Raw genomic sequence first — 23,739 nt, forward strand, 5'->3', positions numbered from 1 at the left:
ACAACTATAAGGTGAAACCATTTCCATGTGTGGTGTTTTTTCACGATCATCTATCATAATTTTGATTACGAACATATAAAGTAATCAACACTAAACCATAAAATACAACCAATAATACGTAGCTAAAACCCTATTAAATGTTATTTAAAACAGGTGTTTAAGTAGTAAGCTGCACTACAATATAACTAGGGAAAGCCATGAGCCATTCTTACCAATCTATTCACATAAGCGTGAGTAACGCCGTAGCAACCGTAAGCATAAACCACGGAGATATTAATTTATTAGACGGCATACTGATTAAAGATTTGTACAAAGGGTGCCAACAGCTAGCTGCCGACGACCAAGTCAAAGTGATTGTTTTTGAAAGCAGCAACCCCGACTTCTTTGTTGCCCACGCCGACGTAAATATGATCATGGCGGTTGCCGACGCGCCAACGCCCGACGGCAAAACTCCCAGTATGTTGCAGGCCTTATTTGAGATGATACGCCATATGCCGAAGGTAACTATTGGTAAAGTGGAAGGCGTGGCTCGCGGCGGTGGTAGCGAACTATTATTAGCAATGGACATGCGTTTTGCCGCAAGAGGAAAAACACGTATGAGCCAGCCTGAAGTTGCCATGGGGTTAATTGCAGGGGGCGGTGCGTGCACCCGTTTACCTAAATTAATGGGCCGGGCAAGAGCCATGGAAGTGCTATTGGCCTGTGAAGACTTCGACGCTGAAACGGCTGCAGAGTATGGTTATGTGAACCGTGCCATTGCAGCCGATGCCATTGGCCAATACGTGACAAACCTTGCGAACCGAATTGCCGGCTATCCTACGCATGCCATTGCTGCCACTAAACGGTTAGTAAACCATAACGAAGCCATTGCCAATGAAGATTTCGGTCGTGAATATGCCGAATTTTACGCCGCGGCCACTCATGAGGGTATGGCTAGCCGTATGCAAAATGCGTTAGATAACGGGTTACAAACCTACGAAAAAGAGGTTGATGATTTGGGCAAAACAACCGATTCACTGCCCTATATGAAATAGCCCTGTGTATTGCGCGGCAACCATCAATAATGCTTGCCGCAGCTTGCTTTTTAACCACGCTTGCCGTTTAACGGTACGATGCACTAAACCTTTACGGGTATAACTACGTTAATGTAGTTATTATATGGCTTGGGCTAACGTGAAGGGGAAGTAAACGCAATGAACTACGAAAAATACTTCGAACCTTTAAAAGCAGTACACGCCGCTAATTTCAACCGATGCGTGTATTGTGGGTGCGAGGCGTCGGTGTCTGACTACATTCCTCCTATTAAATATATTCACGACTATCGTGATGGCACCAAAGAAGCCGATTTCGTTTCAGTGCCCTGTTGTACAGAGTGTTTTTCTTTACTGAAAAACCACAACAGCGGAACGCTCGAGTTTCGAACTCTTGTACTAAAAAAACTGTTAGCTGAAAAATACAGCAAGGCCATAAGGGTGTTTAACCATTGGAGCCCAGAAGAAATAGCCGAAATGGATACCGCCTTTCAAATAAGCCTAAACGGCGGCGTAAGCTTGGGTAAAGAAACGCTGTCGCGCATTCGTTTTTCTGGGTTTGATTATGAAGTTAACGGCAGTATTACCCGCGTTGCGAAACCGCAAGAAAGCGTATTTACGGTGTTTGGTGAAACCTTTGCAGACTACAAAACCGCGCTTGAACACGCCAGTGCCACCTATCAGATTAAAAAAAGCCGCCTAAGCCAACTTTATTATGACAATGGAGAGTCGTTCGACAGCGCGGTAGAAGCGTTTCATCGGTCTTTAGAACTGCAACGCCAAGAAGATGAAATTAAAAAGCCGTGCGACGATTTTGCAAACAAGTATTCGCAAAACCCAACGTATGTATTCAGAATGGTAAGCCGGTGGATGGCTGCTAATCCAGATCTTAGTGTTGATGAAGCGCTAGACAAGCTTTATAAACAGCGCATTTCGTTGTGATGAAACTGATGTACAGTATATAAATACGGGGAAAATGTTTATAGTAAAGCATGTTAGTTTTACGTAGGCAGCTAAGCGCGCTGCATAGCACCTATTAGCAGGCTTAGCTGCATAACAAGACTATTAAAAATGTTCGAATTGCTCATGTAAAAGGAAATTATCATGGCAACCTCAAAAGGATTTGGTTTTAAAGTCGTCATCATCGTTGTCATTATCGCCGCCAATTCGTTAGGCGTTTTATATCTCGCTCGTGATAACGTACCGATACCCACTTGGCTACAAAGCCTATTTAGGTATTTTGAGAGCGTCGCTCAGCTTGAGATGCCCTCAGAGGCATTATCGATACCGCAATCTGAAACGACCGTCGATCCTATTCCAGCGCGAAAATTTGATTTACCCACATCAAATACAGCCAAACCTGAGCCCACAACAAAGCCCACTTTTTCTCACATAGAAAGATCAGCAACAAGGTGCCTAGACAAAAAGAAGCCACCCAAAACTAAGGCCTTGTATACGTGGGTTGATGGGCAGGGGGTAAAAAACATCAGCGACAAACCTAGGGTGCTTGATCAGGGTACTTCAGTGATGGTAGCACGAACCATTGAACCAGAAGCAATATCAATCAATTTTCTTACCCACAACCTATCTAACGACGTGAAAACGCAATTTAGAGAAAAAGTAAAAACAGCAATGGACATTTTTGCAGCAGTTACTCCTAAAGAAACCATTGTGCCGGTGGCTGCAAACCTTAGAAGTTTTAGCGATGAAAAGTCATATCACGAATACAGAAAGCGTTTTGGCAACCTACTGCCGTCAAACGTAGGTTTCTATTCAGCGAATAAAAATGAATCGGTCATTCTTATTCGTAAGCCAGAAGAAACGGTAAGAACGGTTGTTCACGAGGTTATGCATACCATTAACCGCCATTGGTATGGGCAAATGGTGCAATGGTTAAATGAGGGGATGGCAGAATATTCTGAGACACCTAACAACCTAAAAAAGAGTGATTGGAGCGACTATTTTCATAAAAATAAGCCTATTCCCTTATTAACATTATTTGAGGGGGCCAGAGAGAAGTGGAAAGCTGAGCCACCACGCTACTATGCAACAAGTTGGGCATTAGTCGCGTTTTTAATGGAGCAAGATAAAGCGCTAATGAGCCGATTGTTACTGAAAGAGTCAGAAAACGGGTGTAGCGAAATTACGATAAAAGATATTAAAACGCTTTCTGGCCAGGAAATATTCATGCTTGAACGAAAATTTCTAGCTTGGATGCAAAGAAAAAACTTAGTTTTATAGTTGGTTAGTTTCGCGCTCAAATAGCTACGGTTACTTCACTGCTTTAACTAAGACTCCTTAAGAGTCTTCTGCTTATGAACGTTGTATAATGTCTAGTGTCATTATGCCTGCTAGAGGAAACCGATCGTGAACCGTCGTAAAAAAATCATCAAAAAACTTGAGAAAAAAGACAAGAAAGCGAACGCTAAATTGCATAAAAGCAATAAGCCCGTTTATGTTTCAAAAGCTGAGCGTGAAAGGTTGGCTGAACTGGCTAACAGCGAGCAGCCCAGTGACGGGGAAAAGGCTAATGAAGAAAAGAGTAATGAGGAAAAGCGTACCGAATAACAGCGTATTGCCCCTTACCAAAACGTTTCACTCATTCCGCATTCTCATAAATAGTGAAAGTAAGCCTGCCCGCTATTGCCTATGAAAGAGATTCACACTAAGTGAATTTTTTGCAGGTGTAGTTACTCATAATATCGCACTAAGGCTATAAACCCTCAACTTTTCAATGTATTAGGCTAAGGCCTAATTATTGCTAATCCTCTGCAAGTAAGTATTACTGATATCAAAGGTAGTGCGTGGTTCAGTTTAATAACCACAACCGACGTTACGTTGATAAGCACTCACCAAAAGGAACTTAGGAGGTTTACATGCATTCACCTGTCAGTGTTGTCACGATAGTAAAAAATCGTACAGAAAAACTTTGCAGACTTATAGAACAGCTTGAGTCGTGTAGCCCATTGCCTGATGAACTTGTCATCGTTTGGATGCGTCCCCCATCAACGCTCTCATTAGCGAAAAGTGATAAATTTAATATAGTCCACAAGTTTGTTGCTAACGCAGAGCTTCCCATTGCTAAAGCGCGTAATAAAGGTTTGGAGGAAGCAACAAGCAACCTATTGGCTTACATTAACGTTGATGCTGTGGTAGATAAAAACTTTATTGCCCAGGGTATGCACGCATGGCGTCCAAATTCCGTGGTGTTTACTAACGTGACATTTGTTCCAGAATCACAGTGGGTATTACCTCACGACACGTTATGCCAAATTAAAAACCAAGAACGACTAGAACGAAGTAGCGACGACCTCTTAAGCCAGCAGAAGCATAATGGTGGCGCGTTTAGTGACGATAGCATTCGTTCAACGGTATTTTTTATTAGCAAAATAGACTTTAAGAAAACCGGCGGTTTCGATGAAGGTTACGAGGGCTTCGGGCTAAACGACGAAGACTTCTTTACGAATTGCCGTTCATTAGGCTTTTCATTACATCAACTAGATTTGCAGACGTTTGCGCCCGAGCGACCCAATTACCGCTGCCCTATTAATCACTTTCTTGATTTTGTAAGAAACGCAGAGCGCTTTCACGCGAAGTGGGGCATGAACCCATGTAACGATGTACTAAATGCTTACGCTGATGCCGGTTATATTAATAAAGACTTTGAAAATACAGGCATAAACATTCTTCAATTGCCTAACTGCGAAATGCCTTCCGCTGAAGAGGAAGTGTCGGAGCAAGAACATGACGCAGAGCTAATTAAACAAACAGCTTAACTGGCAGAAAGGCTAATCAACAATAACTACCACAGCAGAGTGGTAGGTAATACTTAAGGGGCCGCTAGTAACGAAGCGGTTAAATTTGGGGTTATCTGTACTGTACAACGTTACTTTGGTTGAAGCCATAAAGCCAAGAGGCAGTGGCAATGGGTGGGTATCAAAAGAGAAGTTGTACATTACATATACGCGGGCATCTTCAAAGCGCAATTCATAAGCAAAAAGTTTGTTGGCTGCATCTACCTCGTAAATACGCATGTCTGCAGTAGCAAGTGGCCCGTATTGCTGAATATAAGCCGTAAGCGCAGCAATATCACCCCCCATCGTGTTTAATGGTGGGGTAGGCAATACCGTTACTGCATTCAGCGCTTCAAACAAAAGTGTTTCTCGTGCAGATAAATTACCGAGTGCAGGGCAAGTTTGGTTTGCACGCTCTGCCTTGTCGGCATCAACAGGTTCACCCTTACCCAATGCGTTAGCTAGCCCTTCATTCAGTAACAACACATCTCGCTTATCGCTGTTTACCGAAAAAAAGCTGCACACCGCGTTGTTCCATGCAGCACTTCGCCATGGCTCGGTATAGCTTGGCTTAGGTTCACCCTGGCTTACTTGAAAAAACCAAATAGCGCCAGCTAATATAATGGCGGTGATCAGTAATGAAAATATTAGCCCTTTTTTGATAATTGCCTCGTTTTTGAATGTGTTGGGTTTGGGGGGCGAGCGATATATTAGTTCGTTGAAAAACGTTTCTTTTTGCACGCATGGCGTTGGTCTTTTAGTGTTCGAAGTTCCTCTTTTAACCTCTCACCTTCACTTAAACTATAACCTGAGCGCATTTTGGCATTTATATTTTTGATATGCTTGTCGATACCCGCGCAACCATACTCTGATGGCTCAAAGTTTTTACCGGCAACAGCCTTCGCTGAAATAAATAGTATGGGGATAAGAATCAATAATTTTTTCATAAATCTTCCTTGATTAATCATGACGTATCTTTCATACAGCATGAGTGTTGAAAGATACACTCTATAGTTGTTGAATTTAACCTAACTATAAAGAAACTAAGTGTCTAGAGTAATCTGATCGATTCATGCTTCAGATAAGAACAAAGCTTTCCGCTCTGAACGCGCCAACTTCAACATATTTATCGAAGTAACTTCTTCCATCTTCAAGCATCTGCTCTTCAATCAACTCTATATCGCCGCTTTCAAGTTTTTCCCAAAGCACTGGAACAAATGCCAGTTTGTCTAAATCTTTGGAATGGTACATAAAATTTTTGCGCTCAAACTTTTCAAACGGGTTTTGAAGTATGCTCTTTGATAGCTGCTGTTTGTCATTCAAAAATTTTTCATTATTTAGAGGGCTGTTGGACTTTTCCGCTTTACCGTATTTTACCAATAAACTTTTATAGAATGATTGGTAATCATCTCGAAGCAACGAAAGGGAAACTTCGCCAGTTTTATCAGCATGCTTAAGCATCAGTAGTAGGAATATAATTTTAAATGAGAACGTATAATCTCGTTGTTCTAGGAATTCGAAAAAGTCATCTCTTCTCGTTGCCTCACTTCGAAGTTTTAGGTTTTTCTTTTCGCGTATTTCATCGATTCTATCTTGTTTGTAATAGTTGAGCATTTTATTACCAAATGGTAACTGTTTGTCTGGCACAATGCTTTGATTTTTAACCCAGTTTTTTATTGTTCCTGTAGAAATGAAAAGCGCCCGAGCTAGTTGCTCGTCATTAATGTAGTCGCCAAACTCATCTTCAAAATTAAATAGTTTGATGGGGTGAAGTTTACGCGGTTGCTCATATAGATGGTCAAGGATTATCTCCTCTCCTACAAAAGCCTCGTTTGGATTGAATATGTCCGCAAAGGGTTTGTATCCATCAAGGTTAAATATGCTGTGAAGGCTCCATGGTTGAAGCGCTGGACCGTAACTATCCACAATATCAATGGCGTAAAGTGCTTCCTTTCCGGGATGATTACGTGTCCCCCTTCCTAGTTGCTGCATATATAATACTTTCGACATGGTTGGGCGGGCCATCACAATAATAGATGTATTGGGGGCGTCCCATCCTTCATTCAGCAAGTCGCATGCACACAAAAAGCGTACTTTACCTTTTTTATATCTATTTAATCCTTCTCTGCTAGTTGCAGAAACTGCTTCTGCGCTAATCTTATGCTTATTTAATAATGCAGCGAGTCGGTTAGCATGCTTTACGTCTACGCAGAATATAACGCCTTGATGCGAGGATAAAGATTGACCGGTTACAACATCTTGCTGAGTGAAGTATTTTAATATTACGTCTACGATTAGTTGGTCTCGAGAGGGTAAAACCACGTTCTTGTTCAAGTCACTTTTAACAAACTCTTTTCCGTTAAACCGAACCTGTGAAAAGTCAATGTTGCTCTCTAAACGAAAAGCGCGGATCGGTGGCAAAAGTTTTTGCTTTATCGCCTCTTCGAGTGTCATGTTTAATTGATAGCGACCGAATATTTCAGCTAAATCTTTTTGGTCTAATCGCTTGTCTGTTGCGGTGCATCCAAGCAGTGTTTTTGGATTAAAGTGCTCTAACACCCGCTTAAGTCCCTGTGCAGGCGCATGATGTGCTTCATCTACTACTATGTAGTCAAAGTGGTGCGAGGACAGAGAGGCAAATTGCCGCTGTATTGCCTGTGTTGTTTGCACTATGACATCAGCGTTAAGGTCAGTTATTTCTGATGATACGCTTAGGGTAGGGATTCGTTTTAAAAATCGGCTCTTTGTTTGTTCGCGAAGATCTTTAAATGGAACAATAACCAACGCTCGGTTAGCATTGCCTTGTTCCTTTTGGTTACCGTAGTCAGCAATAAATACTTCGGTTTTCCCTGTTCCAGTCGGCAATACTAGCAGGAAGGTATTCTTACCCTGTGTTCTACTATTCTCAATATCTGCTAGCGCATCTTGTTGGTGTTTGAAGAGGGAAAAGCCAATATCCCTAAACTGGCTGGCTGTGGGCTTTGCGCAAAATTTATCTTCATGCCCGAAGTAGTGTCTAATTTGGTCTGCAAACTTCTTTTCATCAGCCATTCCCGCATTCGACCAGCGAAATACTTTAATACCGCCTTTCATGAGCGAATTCTGCTTAAGTAGTTGAGATTGATATCGAGATTGGCTTATGTGAAGCGGATGGTGAAAGCTTTCACCGTTTAGCTCAATGGCTATTTCCCCGTTAATGGTCTTGAGAACGTAATCTACATAACGACCTCTTCCAAGTAAGTCGACATACTGGTATTCGCGTTCCAAGGCGTGCAAGTACTTTGAGCCATAAACCTGTTCAAATAAACTTTCAAAGTTATATTCAGGCCGCGTTGGGTCAGTTTCGCTTATTTGTCTGTCAGGGCCAAACTGCCGAAAATCATACTCATCGGCACTGTCATTTAAAAATGCATCAATCAGTAACTCATCTTCTGGCTGCTCGTTGTCGATAAACCGGTAAACCCGCTCAAATTTATGCATGAGCATGTTCTGCCACCCAGTGTATTCATGGTAGCGAAATGTTGGCTTATTGCTGCCATAAAGTTGCGTATCTAAAACAATTCCGATTTTTTGACTACTATCGCTAAAAAGATAGGAAGTGAATTGAGAGTCGACTTGATGGAAACCTTGTTTTTTTAGGTAGTCAGACAGCGTCATTTTTTTACTTCACGCATCAACTCAACCGTCACCCACTTCACATCATCACGCTTCAACCCGTCTTCACTGGGTACGGGGTTTAAATTACGTGCCACTAACCCATTGTCTGCTGCTAATGTTTGCAGTTCTTCATAGCTTACTGGGTGCATGGGGCGTGCATCGTCACTTGGACCAAAGCGCAGGCTTATGTACATTCTACCGTGGTCTGAAAGTCGCTTTGCCAAGTGTGCTAACGCTATTGGCCTGTCGCTTGGGGGTAAGTGCATCCACACGGCCGACAATAAAATTAAGTCAAACGTGTTGTATTGTTGGGGGAGTGTAGTTAGTTCGGGTAAATGGGCGTTGCACCACGTTACCTGCTTGTGTGCGTTTTGCTGCGCTAATGCGCGCAGTGCATCGGCGGGTTCTGCTGCCACTACATGCCAGCCTTTTGTGGCTAACCAGTTCGCGTCGCGCCCGCTGCCAGCACCTATGTCTAATGCAGTGCCAGGTGTAACTGTGCGTAAGAAAGCGTGCCAGTCGCCATGCACGTTTTCGGCGTCTACCGAATTGTAAAGCGTATAGTAGTGCTGTGCTTCGTCACTGTAATGCTGAATGGTACGTTTCAAACTGTCGATGCCTCCTTGATCTTACCTACACATTATCGCATTCATGCTTTTTCAGCCACAAACAAATAGCGCGCGTTGCCTAATTTATGGACGTTCGAACATACACTGATACAGTTTGATACAAAGTGAGAATTGGCGTTACAGCATCGGCGGGTTAACCTGTTTAGCATAAGCATCAGTTACTAAAAAAGATGCGAGGAACGCAGATGAAACACGTTTTACAACACACAATGAAAAACACACTCGTTACCATGGCGCTTTGCTGTGGGGCACTATCTACATTGGCCGTGGCCGACACTAGCAACGCAGAGTCTGGCTCAGATAATGGCGTTTTTGCGGCTATTAGTATTGGCGGCGGGTTAGCGAAACAAAGCGGTATCGACGGCAACCTAAACGTTAATGAAAGCTACGACGATTTTTTCTTTTTAAATATCGAATTGCGAGCGCAGTGGTACGGGTTGTTCGTTGAATTCCCGGGCAGAAGTCAGCAGCAAATTGACGGTCAGTTCTCAGGTGCGTCGCTAGGTTACAATTTTTATAACACGCAGAATTGGTCTTACGATCTCTATGCGGTTCATGCATCTCAAGGCAATTCTTATAATGCGGCTTCGCCAGAAGGTACACTTAGTTTTAGCCGTGCAAGCGACTTTCGCCTAGGGCTTCGAGCAAGTGGTTATTTCGAAGACTTATTTACGCAGTTTATTGTAACCCCTTACAGCTTTCGCGATGAAATAGGCGGTGTAGAAGCCTCGGCATCTATTCGAAAAGACTGGCAATACCGCAATTGGAATATCTATAAATCTATTGGTGTTCGTTATCGCTCAGAAAGTATCGTAGATCACTATTATGGTGTAGACGAAAACTTGTCTGACTTACTTATACAAATTGTCGCTGACGATGAGAATATCGATAACTTAACGGAATATTTTTCGCCCTACGAAGCAGACAGTGGGATAAGCGTTCATGGTGAAGTCGGCTTTGAATACCCTATTAGCGAGCACATGGTGTTTGGAGGCTTTTTTCAGTATGTCGTGGCGTCAGATTCAGCAAAAGACAGCCCTTTATTTGTAGGTGACAGAATAGGTAACTCTTTTGGCCTTTCACTCACCTATGTGTTTTAAAGGAGGGTGATCATGATATTACTGAAACGCTCTTTTATAAAACATAGTGTGGTCGTTGCGCTTACGGGGTTAAGCGGGGTGTCGTTTGCTCAGTCAGTGCCGCAAGGGCCGCAACAGCACGCTGCTAGTGCAAACATAATACTGCAACCCACAAAATGCGTGTCACTGCGACAAGGGCAGGTGTGCTTTGCCGATGTTGAGCTTAAGTGGAACACAAGCCAACCGGGCCATTATTGCCTTAAAAGTAATACGCAAACAGCGCCTTTACAATGTTGGAACTCTGTACGTAACGGGCAGTTTTCTGGTGAAGTTAGTGCCGATGAAAATGTTGTATTCACGTTAACAAAACACGGCGACGCTAAAGTATTAGCGCACGCGGAAATGGAGCTGGCGTGGGTATACAAGAAAAAACGCAGTGTGGTGTCGTGGCGAGTATTTTGACGCCATTAAGGAATTTACGCAGAGGCTATTTATGAGCACAACCGTTCAGCCACATATTCTTATTGTGGAAGATGATGATGAACTTGCACAATGGACAGGAGATTACCTGTCGAATAAGGGGTTTTCGGTTTCTATTGTGGGCCAAGGGCAGCAGGCCATTGAGTGTATAGAATGCACACCACCAGACGTGGTGCTGCTTGATGGTATGTTGCCTGATATCGACGGGTTGGATGTGTGCAAAGCCATACGCCCGTTCTTTAAAGGGCCCATTATTATGCTTACTGCTCGCGATGAAGAGATAGACGAAGTGCTAGGGCTTGAAGTGGGTGCCGACGATTACCTCACCAAGCCAATACGCGCCCGCGCGTTGTTAGCCAGAATACGTACGCAGCTTCGCCGTACACAAACTGCTACTGAGGCTAGCATGCATACCCTGTCGGCCTCACGCATTACACTATCGGGCTTGGTTATTGATAAGCATGCGCGTACGGTGCAGCTTAATCAGCAAGCCATTAGTGTTACGTCTAACGAGTTTGACGTTATGTGGTTGCTAGCGCAAAAAGCAGGCAGTGTGGTAACACGAGACGAATTAGTCACCGAACTGCGAGGGTTTGATTATGACGGGTTCGACCGTTCAATCGACTTAAGGGTGTCTAGATTGCGTAAGAAATTGGGCGATGATCCTGCAACTCCTCACCGTATTAAAACTATTTGGGGTAAAGGCTACTTATTTGCGAAGGATAATTGGTAAATGCGCTTTTTGTCGTTGTCGCTGGTAGCGGTGGCCTTGGTGGCAACCATCGGGCTTAGTTGGTTGTTCGATACGGTATATCAGTCTTATCAACACAGCCTAGATGAACACCCTAACGACACAGTGTTGGCGCTAGAGCAGGTGACGGTAAATTTAGCCTCTGTGATGAGCACTTCCCCAAACCGCGAAACCATAGTGCAGCAATGGCAAGGTGTTTACCGATTGCAATTGATGAACCTTGACCAACTCGCGTTGCCCGCCGAGCTGCTGTCAGTACTAAAAGCAGGCAGACCGTTAACCCTGCAAAGCGATAACCAAATTCTGATACACGCGCGTATACCTGCTAGTAATCAGTTGCTTCTGCTTGTATTCGCGCCCCCTGGCGAGCCAGCAGAGACCAATAACCACCGGTATTGGCTAACGTCGCTATTTTATTTCTTACTTATCAGCATATTAATAATTTGGCTTACGCCATTGTTAGCGCGGTTATTTAAATTAAGAGCGGCGGCAAAGGCCTTTGGCGAAGGTGATTTAGGGCAGCGCATACAGGTTGGCTCTATCTCATATATTAAAGACGTGGAGTCTGAATTTAACCATATGGCGCAACGTATTGAAGACTTGGTGTCGGATGTAAAGCTGCTGAGTACGGCAGTATCGCACGACCTGCGTACCCCTTTGGCAAAACTTCGAATGGGGCTAGACACGCTGCGGGAAGAAGACAACCCCGATACCCGAGAGCTATATCATCAGCGCTTAGACACGCAATTAGACGCCATGGTCGAGCTGGTTGAAACGCTGCTTCAGTATGCCCGTATGGATCAAACCATGCTGAATTTGGAAAAGCGCAATATCGACCTTTTACCTTTACTTTCTGCCTGTATAAATCAGCAACAAGAGGGTATTGTGTTTACCCCACACGGTCATACAGCATGCATGATAAAGGGCGACGCACGATACTTGAAAATTGCCATGAATAACTTGCTTCAAAACGCCGTGAAATATGGGAATGGAAAGGTGCAGGTGGCGTTGATTGAACAAAGCGATCGTTATGAAATTACAGTCGAAGATAATGGCGAAGGGGTGCCTGAATTACAACGTAGCTGCATTTTTAAACCGTTTGTACGCGGCCAGCATAAAGATAAAAAAGGGTTTGGCGTCGGTCTTGCTATTGTAAAGCGTGTTATGGACTGGCACCAAGGCCGCATTGATATTGGCCACTCTAAATCGCTTGGCGGCGCGAAGTTTGAGGTACATCTTCAAAAGGCGTAAGCCAGGCTCGTTTTTGTTTTGTTGCATCGGCTACCATTAATAGCTCCACAGTGCCGGAGTCGTGCGCCTATCAATGTGAATGTACCGTTTGTCACCTTTTTGATTAATGCCAATACCCACGTACCCTCGGTTTAGAAAAAACTGCAATAAGCGAAGTGCATCTTCACCGGTAACGCCGAAGTCGCAGGCCGCATAGCTATGCGAACCTGGTTGTGCTTTCTTTTTTTCAATAGTGTGTTGTGTACAGCGGTACCCGCTATTAATGGGCAGCGGCTTGCCACTTTCAAGGCGAAAGGCTTGGGCGTCGTCCATCAGTAACGTAAACGCATTGCTTGGTGAAAACGCACCGCAGCATTGGCAGGCCAGTTCGTGGTCGCTAAAGTCGGGCCACCGTGCTTTGCGCTCAGACGTTGTCATTTGGCGTGGGCTTTTTAGCATTCCTGGCAATCCTTTGCTTACATTTTTTACGTTACAAACGTTTCGCTATCATAATAAACCGAGGACAAAAAAAGCAAATATGCGCTGCCGTACTGTTTTACGGTTTGCATGTACTGTGCAGCACTTATGAGGTTGCAGCGGGAAGCACAACGGTAAAACAAGCGCCTTCATTGGGTTTACTTGTAACCGTTATTGAACCCTTATGATTTTCAATAATGCCATGACTAATGGCTAGCCCTAACCCTGTGCCCGTACCAATTTCTTTTGTGGTAAAAAAAGGCTGAAACAACTTATCAATATTTTCAGGTGTAATGCCGCATCCATTATCTGAAACCGTCACCGTTATATCCCGAGCTGCGCGTGCAATGTTTATTGCAATGTTTCCGTTTTCTTTAATGGCGTGCACGGCGTTTACTAATAAGTTAACAAAAACTTGGCTTAGTTCGGTTAAATTACCCATAACAAAGCATGCTTCGCCTGGTTCGTATTGCAAATTAGCATTATGTCTTAGCTCGTTGTTAACCAAAGAAATGGCAAGGTCGATGGCGGACTGCAGAGAAATTTTTTCCTGTGTTGAATCGGAAGGGTGTGCAAAGCTTTTCAGTCCAGAAACGGTTTTACTTACTCGTTGGCTACCTTGAGCACATTCTCCGATAAGCGCTGGAATGTCCTCGCTTAAAAAGCCTAGCTCGTTCCAATTAACCATGGTCCCAGACTGCTTTTCTATCTGCGCTTTTTGTTCATCAGGCAAGGTGTTCAGTGCTGAAAGCAGGGGAAGAATCTTGTTCATATAGCCGTCTAAGCTAGATAAGTTACTCATTATAAAGCCAATAGGGTTGTTAATTTCATGCGCAACCCCGGCCGCCAACGTACCTAACGATGCCATTTTTTCTGATTGCAGCAACTCTTTTGTTCTAAGCGCTACCAACGACTCTAAATGTTCAGCACTTGCCTTTAGCTCTTTGTTCAATGCTGTGAGGTCTTCGTACATGCTGGCTTTTAACTGCAACGTACCAATATAAAAATTGATTGGGTCGTGACCTACGAAATCGCTTAACGACAAGCCCATCTCGGCAAGCTGCCCCATGGTCGTTAACTGAGGGTAGCCAAGAAAGGTAAACCCGTTTTCTGTCTTATAAAACGTACCACCCAATACAATATCTGTATTATCCGTTGGCGAGATAGTGACTAACTGCCCATCAAACATGGTTAAAACTTGGCTGCTTATCGGTATCTTTGGCGCAACCAGTGAAAACGCGTGGGAAAAGGTAGTGCCTATCTGGAGTGGTTTACACACCTTGCTAAATGCTGATGAAAAATGAGTGACACAAAGCTGTTCATTAAGATCAAGTTGGAAAGTATGAGACTGCAAATTACACCTACTTAAACGTAATGAGAAAAGTACTGAAAGGTGTATCGTCGTTTTTGGTACTTAAGTGAGAAATGGTTGCAGGTTCGTTAAAGTAGTTACATACGCCAAGTAACAGACCTTCAACAAACGGCTCTAATCCATCTCGGCTAGAGTAATAATGAATAGTAATGCTGTTGTCATCGTTCTTTTGGCACAAGAAAGAGGGGGGCACTAACTCTTTTAGTTGCGCTGATAATACTTGGTGCATACCGTTCAAATTAGAGAGAAATTCAAACGCGCCGCCTGAAACCAGTGAATACATAGTATGGTAACTGCCTTGCGATGTTTCTTTTACCCAGTCTTCACCCATTTGACGAAGAAACGTTGCCAAATCTACACCAAGATATTCGACAGAGGCACCCACTAACCCAAACGTTACGTCGTCGCCGTAGGGCTGCATTTCAATAAATGAAGATTCATAGTCGCCTAGCGACTGTTTTATATTATTCCAAGCGTCTTCGCCGTAACGGTTTATTACTGTTGTAGAAATAAACTTATTAACCATACCGTACATAGGAACTTCCTCCGTCTACATCTCAACAAAAGATAGCACAGCGTAAAAATTACGCGTTCCAACTTTTGTTGAAAATAAAATAAAGAGAAAAGCGCCCCTTAAAACGCACTATGGTTTGTGTCTATCTGTACGTTGCTTGACCAACATAAGAGGGGATGCTAAGAGTAGGTTACAAATAACGTGTGCCATTCGTTGCGCGCACAAAACACAGGGAAGCGCCTAAATTGAACCTAATTCCAGCCTTGAAATACTTTGTTGGGGCAATCGCCCTAACTGCATCGAATGCATGGGGTGAGCCTTTAGTTACTGCACCAAACAGTAATTGCAAAGCGTCTGATGTACTACTTCATAACGGTGTTATTTACACTGCCAATACACAGCAGTGGCAGGCCGATGTGGTAGCGGTAAAGGCCGGGCGAGTGGCGTTTGTTGGCACTGAAGAGCAGGCTAAAGGCTGGTACTGTGGCGCAAAAGAAACCATAGACTTAAAGGGCAGCACCGTTTTCCCTGGGTTTACCGACGCGCACCAGCACTTAGAAGGGGTAGGTAAGCGAACACGTACGTTAAGTTTATTTGGGTTACCTACATTACAAGAAACGGTTGAAAAGATTAAAGCCTTTGCCGCTAATGTCCCTAGCGGTGAATGGGTATTAGGCCGCGGGTGGATTGAACGAGAATGGCAAGATGAGCAGCGCTTTTTAACGGCGGCCGATCTCGACCCTTTTACTGAGAATAAACCGCTGTTTATGCCACGAGCCGATGGTGTGTCGGCGGTGGTTAATTCAAAAGCCTTGGCAATGGCCGGTGTAACTAAGGATACGCCCGATCCAGAGGGGGGCAAATTCGAACGCTATGCCGACGGTACGCCTACCGGCTATATTTTGGCGACCGCGATGGACCAATTTAGGGCTATTCTTCCGCATGAGTCAGACGAGTACATTAAAGAAAACTTGCGGCGTGGAATGGAAGTTAATGTATCGCGTGGTTGGACACACACGCACGATGCGGGTATGAAAGTTCGTGAAGTAGAGCAGCTTCGTGAGTTAGCGAAAAACAACGCCATGCTGCATCGCGTTTACATTGCCGTGCCTATCGATGACGCCAGTTACCTATTTAGTCACGGCGCCGAAAAAGCCCTTAATGATATGTTTAACCTTAATGCCATAAAGGTGTTTATCGACGGTACGTTAGGATCGAGAGGGGCTGCACTGCTCGCCCCTTATTCAGATGCCGATCACAGTGGCTTTATGAACCGCACAACGAAAACCGAGTTAATGCCAGTACTTGATGAAGCGTTGCGTAACGGCTATCAAATAATGACGCACGTTATTGGCGACAGAGCCTTAAAAGTAACGTTAGATTGGTATGAAGAATCGTGGAAAGCATTACCTAAAGCACAATGGCAAACACAAGACTTAAGGTGGCGGCTAGAACACGCACAAATTATTCCCCCACAACAGCAAACCAGAATGGCCGAGTTGGGCATCATTGCTTCTATGCAGCCTAGCCATGCCATTGGCGATTTAAATTTTGCCCCAGCTCGCCTTGGCGCTGAACGTTTAACCTATGCGTATCCATGGAAGCCGCTTGTAGATAAAGGCATCAAAGTAGTGGGTGGGTCAGATGCGCCGGTAGAAGTAGGCGACCCACGAATAGAGTTTTATGCTGCTATTTCTCGCAGTCGGCTAGATGGAAGTCGCGGTGATGGCTGGCATGCTGAATATGCGTTGTCACGAGAAGATGCACTACGTATGTTTACCTTATGGCCAGCTTATGCGTCGTTTCAAGAAGCCGAATACGGGTCTATTGAAGTAGGTAAATATGCTGATTTTAGCGTGTTTGATACTGACTTCATGAAGGCAGCGCCTGCAGATATTTTGAATGCAGAAACAATCATGACCATTGTGGGCGGAAAAAAGGTTTTTGTACGCCAGTAGCGCCCATTATTTAATATTTTTAATGTCTTTAAACGTCTCTTCGATAGAGGGTTTTCGCCCTCTTTATCCTAAAGTTTAGTTTTCTGTGTAGAATTTTAGTGATAATTGTTTGTTCTGCGTGATTTTTTAGATAAATTATCCTAAATTAGTAGAGCTGTGCGAATTAATGCTTTCGATAAGCATTTTATTGTCGCGCAGTTTTCTTCGCTCAATATCAAAAACACAATAATTCGAAACGCAAGTCTTGAAGGAGACACACATTGAACACTAGTCACTTACCTGCGGGTAAAAAACTTAATCGAATAACCTCTGCGATTGTCGCTGGGTCTTTACCATTCCTTGCGGTTCTTTCGGCACCTACTGTTGCACAGGAAGATGAAGCAAACTTAGAGAATATTATTGTAACCGGTACGCGCATGACCAATCGCTCTGCGGCAGACTCTCCGGTTCCAGTAGACGTTATTACGGGTGAAGAGTTTAGACAAAACTCATCGTCAGACGTACAAGACATGTTGCGTACTAACGTACCGTCTTTCGACGTAAACACGCAGCCTATCAGCGATGCAGCAACCATTGTTCGCCCGGCTAACATGCGTGGTTTATCACCAGATAACGTACTTGTGCTAGTTAACGGTAAGCGTAGACACCGTGGCTCTATCATCTCTTTCTTAGGTGGTGGTATTTCTGATGGCGCACAAGGCGTCGATATTTCTGCCATTCCCTCGCTTGCATTGAAGCAAGTTGAAGTATTGCGCGATGGTGCATCGTCACAGTACGGCTCAGACGCTATCGCCGGGGTACTTAACTTCTTGCTTCGTGACAACGCAGAAGGTTTTGAATTCCGCGCTAACTACGGTTCAACGTTTGAAGGTGACGGCGATAACTACACTATCTCTGCAAACGCGGGTTTCGCACTAGGTAACGACGGCTTTATTAACATTACCGGTGAAGTGCGTGATGTAGAAGGTACTATCCGCTCTGTTGTGCGTGACGATGTTGCCGGTATGGTATCGGCGGGTTATTTAACGCAGGCCGATTTTTCTACCATTAACAACTACACAAACCAAGTGCCACAGTATTGGGGCCAGCCCGATGTAGAAGACGACGTGAAGTTATTTATTAACTCAGCGTACACCCTTAGCGATAGCGCTGAGGTTTACCTGTTTGGTAACTACGGCGAGCGTATGGTTACCGGTGGTTTCTTCTACCGTAACCCAGTTACTGAAGGTAACCAGCGTGGTGGTGTTTACGCTGGTCCACGTGTAGACCCACTTACGGGTATGGCCGATCCAGATGGTGTTCACTCGGTGCTTGTTGGTGACTTAGATGGTCTTGGCGTAGGCGGAAGCTGTATTGACGGTATTCCAATTGGCGGTAACGGCAACGTGTTCCCAGATCCAGCTTTCTTGGCGCAAGTACAAGCCGACGCTAACTGTTTCTCTTTCATTGAAACTATTCCTACCGGTTTTGTACCGCGTTTTGGTGGTACCAATGAAGACATGGCGTTTACCGTAGGTGTGCGCGGCGACTTAACAATTGGTAATGGCTTGTACTACGATGTCAGTGCACAGCGTGGTTCAAACCGAACTGACTTCTTTATCAATAACTCAATTAACGCGTCGTTAGGCCCCGACACACCGCGCGACTTTAAGCCAGGTGGTCAGGAACAAACGGAAACCTTGGTTAATGTTAACTTTGTATACGGCGTTGATGTGGGCTTAGAGTCAGACCTAAACGTAGCGTTTGGTGCTGAATACCGTGAAGAAGAGTTCGATTTATTCGCAGGCGACGAAGCGTCTTATGCGTTAGGGCCATTGGCTAGCCAAGGCTTCTCATCAAGCTCTAACGGTTTTGGTGGTTTCCCACGTTCAACCAGCGCGTCTCAAGACAGTACCGCGTTTTATATCGACTTAGAAGCTGACGTTACCGAGCAACTTACGCTACAAGCTGCGGTTCGTCGTGAAGACTTCAGCGAGTTTGGTGATACGACCGACTTTAAACTGGCAGGTATTTTCCACGTTACCGACGATTTCCGTCTTCGTGGTGCATACTCAACGGGTTTCCACGCACCAACAGCGGGCCAAGCAAACATCACCAACGTAACCACGCAAAACGTTCAAGGTGTATTGATTGACCAAGGTACGTTGCCGTTATCGTCGGCAGCGGGGCAACTTGCGGCTGACTTTATTGAAAGCCAAGGTAATGGTCGCCCAGACTTAGGGCCAGAAGAAGCGAAAAACTTCTCGTTTGGTATGTCACTTGATATTGCTGACATGAGCTGGACAGTCGACTTCTACAACATTGAGCTAGAAAACCGTGTTGCACTTGGTGCAAATGTTAACTTCCTCGATGCATTGAACTTTGCCGGTGGCGGTACAAATTACGCAACCGTATCTGAAGCGTTAACAGGGCTAGACTCATCTGGCATCATTAATCGCCAAGACTTTATTGGTTTAGATGATTTGTCGCAGTTCAGATTCTTCTCGAACAGCTTCGATACTACAACGCGCGGTATTGATATTGTAGGTAACTATAGCTTCGAGCTTTGGGGTGGTGATTCACGCTTAACGCTTGCTGCAAACTACAACGAAACCGAAGTAGACGATGTAGGTACATTAAACCCGATTGGCGAAGGTCGTGTAGCTGCTATTGAAGATTTGCTGCCAAATACTCGCGCGAATGTGTCGTGGACACACACGCAAGATAATATCAGAACACTCGTGCGCGCAAGCTACTATGGTGGCTGGGACGATACAGGTAACGGTGTTAACGGTATTGGCGCAACGGTACTGGTTGATGTTGAAGCGGTTTACTCGTACAACGAAAACCTAGACTTGGTAGTAGGGGTGAATAACTTGTTTGATACTTACCCAGACGAAAACCCAGGTGCAGGCAGTTTAGGTCAGCTTTATTCTGAAGCTAGCCCATTCGGCTTTAACGGTGGGATGTGGTACGTGCAAGCACGTTTTGCATATTAATAGCCTCGTTTAATAAAAATGCCGCTTCTAGTAAGCGGCATTTTTGTTTGTGTTGCTTGCGGTTATATTAGAAATTATAACGCGCGTTTACATTGAAGAAGCTTAGGTCAGAAGACGTTTCGTAGCTAACGCCTACAGCAAACTGAGGGCTAAAGAAATAGTCTGCACCAGCAACAAAGAACGTATCGCTGTCGTCGGCTACGTCAAGGTGGCGAATTGCGCCGCGAAGCTCAACACTATCGGTTACCATTGAGCGTACACCCGCGGTTAAACCGTAACCATTGTCATCTTCGCTTTCACCTGCGCCTGAAATTTCAATGTTCTCATAGCTTACTACGCCAAAGAAATCAGTGTTCTGTGTTAAAGCGTAACGGTAACCAAGGCCTAACGAAGCCATGTCTAAATCGATATCTACACCGAATATATCATCGCTTTGCTGAGAATAAGTACCGGTTACAAAAACGTTTTCGCCAAGAAGTTTTGCGCCTGAAAGTGAGAAACCAGAGGGTTTGAAATCGATATCCGCATCGTCGAAATCAGTCGATACATAGCCTGCTTGAACATAGTCCCAAGAAGGTGCTGCTGCGAATGCATTAATTGATACTGCGCCTAGTGCTAGGGCTAAAAGAGTACGTTTCATGTAAATAATCCTTTTATTAAAAAATGCTGGAAACCAGCTTGCGGCATAGTAATGGTGGTTAGCTGAACGGGCAATGAACAAACTGTAAGAAAGCTGTAGGCATATGTAACAAACGGTAAATTATTGGTATTGCAGCATTAAATTATGAATGCTCATCAATAATTGTGTGTTTTTAATACAGCGTTAATGAAGTTTTAATCATTTTGTTGCTACGCTTAAGGGTAATTAACAACGAGGGTTACACTATGATTAAAAAAACACTGGTAGCATTCTTTACTGTCGTGTTAACTGCAACGTGTTATGCGCAGCCCGATAGAGACAGTCGCGTTGAAACCATTGATGTAATGGGAGAAAAGACAACGCCTCAATTAAAGCGTGAGTTTAAAGCGGCAAAAGCCGATTTTTTGTTGTTATACAACCGTGTTAATGAACAAGCTCAGTTCGACGTAATTTGTAAATGGCGAAAGACGATCGGAAGCCAAATAGCCAGAAAGTACTGCGAGCCTCGTTACGTTAAAGAGGCCAGAGCATTATGGATACAGCGGGTTTCACCTTTTCCTGGTATCGATTTTAACCGCCTGCCCAGTGACGACACGTTGCGGTGGTTAGTTAAAGATCAGCGAGAAGCGGCTTACGAACATGTTGCAGCGTTGGTGATGACTAACCCTGAGCTTCTTGAAAGCTTTACCCGATTAGATACCATTTATGAGCGTATTGAGGGGAGAAAAGATCACTAAAAAAACGTTCCATAGCCAGCACATCGTGTGTTTATCGAACCTATAAAAAATGCGGCTTCAAGCCGCATTTTTCGTATTAGTTTTTACTACTGATATTTTTTAAGCTCTATTCTCGACACCATACCTTTGTGTACTTCGTCAGGGCCATCGGCTAGGCGAAGGGCTCTTGCACCTGCGGCAAATCGCGCAAGTGGGAAGTCACTACACATACCGGCGCCGCCGTGAAGTTGCAGCGCCATGTCTACTACGCTTTGCAGCATGTTAGGTACCACCACTTTAATGGCCGAGATTTCTGTCATGGCGTGCTTCACACCTAAGTTATCAATTTTCCACGCTGCATGAAGGGTAAGTAATCTCGCTTGCTCTATCGCCATGCGAGCATCAGCAACTCGTTCTAAGTTACCCCCTAAACGGATAATGGGTTTGCCAAAAGCAACACGCTCGTGACCACGTTTAAGCGCTAGTTCTAATGACTTTTCTGCCATGCCGATTGCCCGCATGCAGTGGTGAATACGGCCTGGGCCTAAGCGACCTTGTGCAATGGCAAAACCTTTGCCCAAGCCCGTTATAATATTGGCTTTGCTCACACGTACATTGTCAAAATGCATCTCGCCATGACCATACGGCGCGTCATAATCACCGTACGCGTCAAGCATACGCGTGATGGTAATTCCTGGTGTATCTAGCGGTACTATCACCATACTATGACGGCTGTGCTTGTCGTTTTCAGGGTTAGACAGCCCCATGAAAATCGTGAAGGCAGCATTAGGGTGGCCCAAGCCTGTCGACCACCATTTTTTGCCATTTATCACTACGTCATCGCCATCTTCAATAATGGTAGCCGCCATGTTGGTAGCATCAGACGAGGCAACGTCTGGTTCGGTCATACCGAATACAGAACGAATTTCACCCGCAAGAAGCGGGGTTAGCCACTGCTTCTTTTGTTCGTCGTTACCGAAATGATAAAGCACTTCCATATTGCCAGTATCAGGGGCATTACAGTTAAAAATTTCAGGCGCAAATAAATATTTACCCATGCGCTCTGCCATTGGCGCGTATTCCAATGTCGTAAGCCCTTTACCTAGTTCAGCGTCGGGTAGAAATAGGTTGGCAAGCCCTGCGTCACGGGCTTTTTGCTTTAATGCTTCAGTACCTGGGTGAAGTTTCCACTGCTTCCAGTCGCCGTGGTGGTTTTCTTTATGATGAAAGTCGTACACCTCATTTTCAATCGGGGCGATATGTTCGGCGATAAAAGCGTCTAGTTTTTCTAGCAATGCTTTTGTACGGTCGTTATGTGAAAAATCCATGACTATCCTCAATCTGTAAGCGGGGTGTGCTGTTACACCATTGCGATACGTTGCGTATGGTTAAAGCATAGACAAGGTTGACGTATGAATGAAATGAAATATTATCCCTAATAGGTATGAATAGTATTCACAACGTGTTGATGAGACAGGGTAACGCGCTAACGCCGTGGGGATAAACTATGCAAGATGAAAGACAGTTTGAAAAACTCGATTTAAACCTGCTTAAAGTGTTTGAGGCATTGTGGCAACAGCGAAACATGACGCGGGCAGCAGAAACTCTGCATATAACGCCATCTGCGGTAAGCCATGCAATGAGGCGCTTTAGAGATTTGGTAGACGACCCGCTATTCGTACGTGAAAAACAGTTTATGCATCCTACTGCGGCGTGCGAACGGCTAGCCCCTTCAATTTTAAATGCCCTTTCTCAGGTTCGCCAAGCATTAGGGAAGTTTTCATATTTCGATCCTATGCAAAGCCATCAGCGCTTTGTTATTGCTATGCAAGAGTCATTGGAGCTTGGTGTATTGCCGCCGCTGTTAGCCATACTCGAGCGTGAGGCGCCGAATGTCGAGTTAGTGAGTACTCGGCTTAACAGAGACACCATGGCGGCCGACTTAGCGAACCGTAACTTGCACTTAGTGATTGATATTGGCCGCCCTGTGTCATTACCTATTGCGCATTGTTTACTGCACCGAGACGGCTACCGGGTACTAATGAAGCAAGATAACCCGTTAGTCAGCTCGTTAACAAAAGAGCGTTATTTGGCGGCGCGACACATTAGTGTGTCAAACCGTGCTAAAGGCGCATCGGTAGAAGAAATTGCACTGCAACAGCGTGGCATTAGCCGTCCGTCATTGTGGCGATGTCAGAATTATCGTGCCGCCGCCGACGTTGCAGCAACGACTCACGCGCTGCTTACCGTGCCGGGTTCGGTAGCCAATGTGTTATCAGATAATCATTTAGCGGTTGCTACCCTACCATTTGATATGCCGACACTAGAAACGCACCTTTACTGGCATCAACAACAAGAAGGCGAGCCGGGGTTACTGTGGTTTAAATCACTGGTGTTACAGTTGTTCGCCGAATCTGGTCTTACCACCTGACT

The 23,739-nt window shown here is 44.7% G+C and carries 22 protein-coding genes; 13 read left to right on the forward strand and 9 right to left on the reverse strand.

The features are described 5' to 3' along the window. Nucleotides 1-197: 197 nt before the first annotated feature. From ACOJRU_RS00505 to ACOJRU_RS00525, 5 genes are all read left to right on the forward strand, one after another. Nucleotides 198-1,034, forward strand: a complete 837-nt coding sequence (locus ACOJRU_RS00505) for an enoyl-CoA hydratase/isomerase family protein (RefSeq protein ID WP_421133115.1) — start codon at nucleotides 198-200, stop codon at nucleotides 1,032-1,034. A gap of 159 nt (nucleotides 1,035-1,193) precedes the next feature. Next, on the forward strand, nucleotides 1,194-1,973 hold the full coding sequence (locus ACOJRU_RS00510; RefSeq protein WP_421133116.1) for a hypothetical protein: 780 nt from the start codon (nucleotides 1,194-1,196) through the stop codon (nucleotides 1,971-1,973). Nucleotides 1,974-2,135: 162 nt separating this feature from the next. Further along, nucleotides 2,136-3,272 carry a hypothetical protein gene (locus tag ACOJRU_RS00515; RefSeq protein WP_421133117.1) on the forward strand — a complete coding sequence of 379 codons (1,137 nt, stop codon included), beginning with the start codon at nucleotides 2,136-2,138 and terminating at the stop codon, nucleotides 3,270-3,272. Nucleotides 3,273-3,398: 126 nt separating this feature from the next. After that, nucleotides 3,399-3,599 carry a DUF2986 domain-containing protein gene (locus ACOJRU_RS00520; protein ID WP_421133118.1) on the forward strand — a complete coding sequence of 67 codons (201 nt, stop codon included), beginning with the start codon at nucleotides 3,399-3,401 and terminating at the stop codon, nucleotides 3,597-3,599. A 308-nt stretch (nucleotides 3,600-3,907) separates the two neighbouring features. Further along, nucleotides 3,908-4,807, forward strand: coding sequence for a glycosyltransferase family 2 protein (locus ACOJRU_RS00525; RefSeq protein WP_421133119.1), 900 nt, complete (start codon nucleotides 3,908-3,910; stop codon nucleotides 4,805-4,807). A 12-nt stretch (nucleotides 4,808-4,819) separates the two neighbouring features. Here ACOJRU_RS00525 and ACOJRU_RS00530 read toward each other — a convergent pair whose 3' ends face one another. From ACOJRU_RS00530 to ACOJRU_RS00545, 4 genes are all read right to left on the reverse strand, one after another. After that, nucleotides 4,820-5,566 (reverse strand): hypothetical protein, encoded by a 747-nt coding sequence (locus tag ACOJRU_RS00530; RefSeq protein ID WP_421133120.1) that lies wholly within the window; start codon nucleotides 5,564-5,566, stop codon nucleotides 4,820-4,822. Then, nucleotides 5,536-5,772, reverse strand: a complete 237-nt coding sequence (locus ACOJRU_RS00535) for a hypothetical protein (RefSeq protein WP_421133121.1) — start codon at nucleotides 5,770-5,772, stop codon at nucleotides 5,536-5,538. Before ACOJRU_RS00535 ends, ACOJRU_RS00530 begins: the two co-directional genes overlap by 31 nt. Before the next feature lie 130 nt (nucleotides 5,773-5,902). Next, entirely contained in the window at nucleotides 5,903-8,482 is a 2,580-nt protein-coding gene (locus ACOJRU_RS00540) for a DEAD/DEAH box helicase (RefSeq protein ID WP_421133122.1), read from the reverse strand. After that, on the reverse strand, nucleotides 8,479-9,090 hold the full coding sequence (locus ACOJRU_RS00545; RefSeq protein WP_421133123.1) for a class I SAM-dependent methyltransferase: 612 nt from the start codon (nucleotides 9,088-9,090) through the stop codon (nucleotides 8,479-8,481). Before ACOJRU_RS00545 ends, ACOJRU_RS00540 begins: the two co-directional genes overlap by 4 nt. Nucleotides 9,091-9,296: 206 nt before the next feature. Here ACOJRU_RS00545 and ACOJRU_RS00550 point away from each other — a divergent pair, with 206 nt between their 5' ends. From ACOJRU_RS00550 to ACOJRU_RS00565, 4 genes are read left to right on the forward strand one after another with little or no spacing between them, the layout of a single operon-like run. Beyond that, nucleotides 9,297-10,211: a MipA/OmpV family protein gene (locus ACOJRU_RS00550; protein ID WP_421133124.1), complete on the forward strand. Its 915-nt coding sequence runs from the start codon at nucleotides 9,297-9,299 to the stop codon at nucleotides 10,209-10,211. Nucleotides 10,212-10,223: 12 nt separating this feature from the next. Continuing rightward, the gene (locus tag ACOJRU_RS00555) at nucleotides 10,224-10,652 is read left to right on the forward strand and encodes a DUF3019 domain-containing protein (protein WP_421133125.1); all 429 of its coding nucleotides are present in this window, start codon (nucleotides 10,224-10,226) and stop codon (nucleotides 10,650-10,652) included. A gap of 31 nt (nucleotides 10,653-10,683) precedes the next feature. Further along, nucleotides 10,684-11,403, forward strand: a complete 720-nt coding sequence (locus tag ACOJRU_RS00560; protein ID WP_421133126.1) for a response regulator — start codon at nucleotides 10,684-10,686, stop codon at nucleotides 11,401-11,403. Further along, a complete protein-coding gene (locus ACOJRU_RS00565) occupies nucleotides 11,404-12,672 on the forward strand; it encodes a HAMP domain-containing sensor histidine kinase (protein ID WP_421133127.1) in 1,269 nt (422 codons plus the stop codon). It abuts the gene before it with no gap. A gap of 36 nt (nucleotides 12,673-12,708) precedes the next feature. Here ACOJRU_RS00565 and ACOJRU_RS00570 read toward each other — a convergent pair whose 3' ends face one another. The 3 genes from ACOJRU_RS00570 to ACOJRU_RS00580 all read right to left on the reverse strand — a co-directional run bounded on the left by ACOJRU_RS00570 (nucleotide 12,709) and on the right by ACOJRU_RS00580 (nucleotide 15,035). Then, entirely contained in the window at nucleotides 12,709-13,110 is a 402-nt protein-coding gene (locus tag ACOJRU_RS00570) for a D-Ala-D-Ala carboxypeptidase family metallohydrolase (protein ID WP_421133128.1), read from the reverse strand. Nucleotides 13,111-13,234: 124 nt separating this feature from the next. Next, nucleotides 13,235-14,482 carry a sensor histidine kinase gene (locus ACOJRU_RS00575; RefSeq protein ID WP_421133129.1) on the reverse strand — a complete coding sequence of 416 codons (1,248 nt, stop codon included), beginning with the start codon at nucleotides 14,480-14,482 and terminating at the stop codon, nucleotides 13,235-13,237. 7 nt (nucleotides 14,483-14,489) lie between these two features. Continuing rightward, a complete protein-coding gene (locus ACOJRU_RS00580; protein WP_421133130.1) occupies nucleotides 14,490-15,035 on the reverse strand; it encodes a heme NO-binding domain-containing protein in 546 nt (181 codons plus the stop codon). A gap of 224 nt (nucleotides 15,036-15,259) precedes the next feature. Between ACOJRU_RS00580 and ACOJRU_RS00585 the strand changes: the two genes are divergently transcribed. Both ACOJRU_RS00585 and ACOJRU_RS00590 read left to right on the forward strand, forming a co-directional pair. Next, nucleotides 15,260-16,972, forward strand: a complete 1,713-nt coding sequence (locus tag ACOJRU_RS00585; protein ID WP_421133131.1) for an amidohydrolase — start codon at nucleotides 15,260-15,262, stop codon at nucleotides 16,970-16,972. A 260-nt stretch (nucleotides 16,973-17,232) separates the two neighbouring features. Then, complete coding sequence (locus tag ACOJRU_RS00590) at nucleotides 17,233-19,950, forward strand: TonB-dependent receptor plug domain-containing protein (RefSeq protein WP_421133132.1); 2,718 nt, start codon at nucleotides 17,233-17,235, stop codon at nucleotides 19,948-19,950. Nucleotides 19,951-20,017: 67 nt separating this feature from the next. On the opposite strand, the gene ACOJRU_RS00595 is transcribed toward ACOJRU_RS00590, so the two are convergent. Then, complete coding sequence (locus tag ACOJRU_RS00595; protein ID WP_421133133.1) at nucleotides 20,018-20,590, reverse strand: outer membrane beta-barrel protein; 573 nt, start codon at nucleotides 20,588-20,590, stop codon at nucleotides 20,018-20,020. A gap of 245 nt (nucleotides 20,591-20,835) precedes the next feature. On the opposite strand from ACOJRU_RS00595, the gene ACOJRU_RS00600 reads away from it, so the two are divergent. Beyond that, nucleotides 20,836-21,327, forward strand: coding sequence for a hypothetical protein (locus tag ACOJRU_RS00600; RefSeq protein WP_421133134.1), 492 nt, complete (start codon nucleotides 20,836-20,838; stop codon nucleotides 21,325-21,327). An 86-nt stretch (nucleotides 21,328-21,413) separates the two neighbouring features. On the opposite strand, the gene ACOJRU_RS00605 is transcribed toward ACOJRU_RS00600, so the two are convergent. Further along, nucleotides 21,414-22,634 (reverse strand): acyl-CoA dehydrogenase family protein, encoded by a 1,221-nt coding sequence (locus ACOJRU_RS00605; RefSeq protein ID WP_421133135.1) that lies wholly within the window; start codon nucleotides 22,632-22,634, stop codon nucleotides 21,414-21,416. A 179-nt stretch (nucleotides 22,635-22,813) separates the two neighbouring features. Here ACOJRU_RS00605 and ACOJRU_RS00610 point away from each other — a divergent pair, with 179 nt between their 5' ends. After that, nucleotides 22,814-23,737: a LysR family transcriptional regulator gene (locus ACOJRU_RS00610; RefSeq protein WP_421133136.1), complete on the forward strand. Its 924-nt coding sequence runs from the start codon at nucleotides 22,814-22,816 to the stop codon at nucleotides 23,735-23,737. Nucleotides 23,738-23,739: the final 2 nt, after the last annotated feature.

Source organism: Alteromonas algae (assembly GCF_049117195.1).
In the GTDB taxonomy this organism is placed as follows: Bacteria; Pseudomonadota; Gammaproteobacteria; order Enterobacterales; family Alteromonadaceae; genus Alteromonas.